The organism is Terrisporobacter muris, assembly GCF_024621905.1.
Taxonomy (GTDB): Bacteria; Bacillota; Clostridia; order Peptostreptococcales; family Peptostreptococcaceae; genus Terrisporobacter; species Terrisporobacter muris.
The window spans coordinates 1-2,290 of record NZ_JANKBY010000456.1; the positions used below are offsets into that span (position 1 = coordinate 1).

Annotated in this window: 2 protein-coding genes and 1 pseudogene; all 3 read right to left on the reverse strand. The window is 25.9% G+C overall.

What is annotated here, in order from left to right; all coding sequences use genetic code 11:
- Positions 1–343, reverse strand: a pseudogene (locus NSA58_RS19125) (kinase); the annotation flags it as partial.
- A gap of 104 nt (positions 344–447) precedes the next feature.
- Positions 448–1,158 carry a DUF554 domain-containing protein gene (locus tag NSA58_RS19130; protein ID WP_074079580.1) on the reverse strand — a complete coding sequence of 237 codons (711 nt, stop codon included), beginning with the start codon at positions 1,156–1,158 and terminating at the stop codon, positions 448–450.
- A gap of 42 nt (positions 1,159–1,200) precedes the next feature.
- Positions 1,201–2,289 (reverse strand): SIR2 family protein, encoded by a 1,089-nt coding sequence (locus NSA58_RS19135; RefSeq protein ID WP_257560860.1) that lies wholly within the window; start codon positions 2,287–2,289, stop codon positions 1,201–1,203.
- Between the last annotated feature and the right edge of the window lies 1 nt (position 2,290).

Below are 2,290 nucleotides of genomic sequence, written 5' to 3' on the forward strand. Positions count from 1 at the left end.
TTCTAGAATTAGATAAATCTCTAGTTACATTATGGAAAAGTCTTTCAAAATCTAAATATTTATTACAATAAATTTCTTTAAATAAATTAAAATCTATTGTTATGATATTATATCCTACAAGAGTTTCCACACCTTTTCTTATTACTTCATTAATTAAGTTTTGGCCATATTCTAAATGCTTTTCACTGATATGTCTAGTATTTGTAATACTATCTAAACAATAATCCATAAATCGTTTACAAGATTCATCTCCATAATTTTTAAAATTTCTCCTTATAGTATTATACTTATCTCTTTTGTCATCAAATTTTATGATTGCACCGTTTATATCAAAAGTTATCATTTAGTTCCTCCTCCTAAAAATCAAATATTAATTCATTTTATTACTAAATATTTGATTTTAAGAGTTATATTCCTTCCAAATAAATAATTTGTCTAAAACTTCTTCTAAATAATGTTGAAAATTCCCAAAATTATAGGAATAAACATGGATGGTAGCATATTTGCAACCTTTATATCACATATTTTTAACATGTTCAATCCCATGGCCATAATTAACAAACTGCCTACACATGTCATATATGTTATAACATTTGTACTTAGTATACTAGATAGTCCAAAAGCTCCTAGAGTTATTATTCCTTCATATAAAAATACAACTATACTTGATAACAAAACTCCTACTCCCATTGATGCTGCAAAAAATATGGATGATACACCATCTAATACTGATTTAGCAAATAATACAGAATAATCATTTGATAGTCCACTTTGTATAGATCCAACTACTGCCATAGCACCTACACAATATAATAAGCTGGAAAATACAAATCCTTTTGATATTTTATTTTCTTTATTTAGTTCATCTGATGTATCTGTATTTTTATTTGATATTTTATCATCTAAATATAAACCAAATTTATTTAATAATTTATCAATATCAATCAATTCACCTATTATAATACCAATCACCATGGAAATTATTACATACAAGGGATTGTCTCCTTTAAGTGCTCCAGATATGCCCATATAAATAACTACAAGTGCTAGTCCATCCATAATGGATTTATCTAATCGCTTAGGTATTCCTTTATTAACTATTAATCCTAACAGACCTCCACAAATTATTGCAAAACTATTTACTATTACTCCAAGCATTTTTATCCCCCTAAAATAATTTTTAATTATATATCTTTAAAATCAATTATTATTTTCTAAAAGACTTATATACTTATAAGGATCTGTTGCAAAATCCTGAAAAGAAGCTTTCGTAAAAATAATATCTTCTCCTAAAAATCTTTTATATCTCATTTCTTCCTTTTTTAAAACTGAATTTGATTTATTTTTATGGTTATTGAATACAATTATTTTTAATGGATTATTATTTCTACTTGTTTGAACTCTTTTAAGCATATACTTGATATGTATGTCAGCTTCTGGAAATGAGTATCCACAAAAAATAATAACATCTGCTTTTCTTAATGAAGCTTCTGCTTTGTTCCATACACTACTTAGATAAACATTAGACATATCTTTAAAGTATGTAGGAGGTACTATTATGGGAATTGTATGCTCATTACAATTTAAACAAGTAGCCTCATCTTGATTATTTAAAATCCTCATAACGCCTCCTTCATATGGAGTAAGCGTTAAACTTGAACATATGGGACAATATAACCAGTTTAGAGAACCATGTATTTTATATAGTTTTATTGTTTTTCCAGTGGGTCTTTTCCAAGAACTACTTTTAAAATTAAAATTAGCAAAGTCCACTCCATAATCTAACATTACGGGTAGATTGTTTTTATCGTATAGTTTTGAAATTGTATTATCTATATGAATATCATAATTTGCACTAATAAAAGTTGTGTTTAACAATTGATTTTTCTTTAATAAATTATTCAATAATAATTCATGATACTTATGACTTTCTTTTGAAGCATTATTAATTGAATTGGCAGTTAATAATACTAAATATTGTCGCAAAAGATTAATTGACCCATTTTTATTATTATAAGTATCTGTTCCAAAATTTTTAAATGATTCCCGTCTTTGTTCTGCCATATCTAAAATACCAAGTACTTCTTCAAATGTGGGGAAATTAATATTATCTATATCATCAAGAACTACATCAATATTAAATATTTCTTTGAAAAATTCTCTAAGCTTTATATTCATCTGACTATCTGGGTGTAAAGGTAAACTATATTTAAAATAATTAGAGAACAATTCATTTTGTATAGGTAAGTTTTCTGCTGCAGAAGCTCCTGCTCCCAAAAAAATACATATC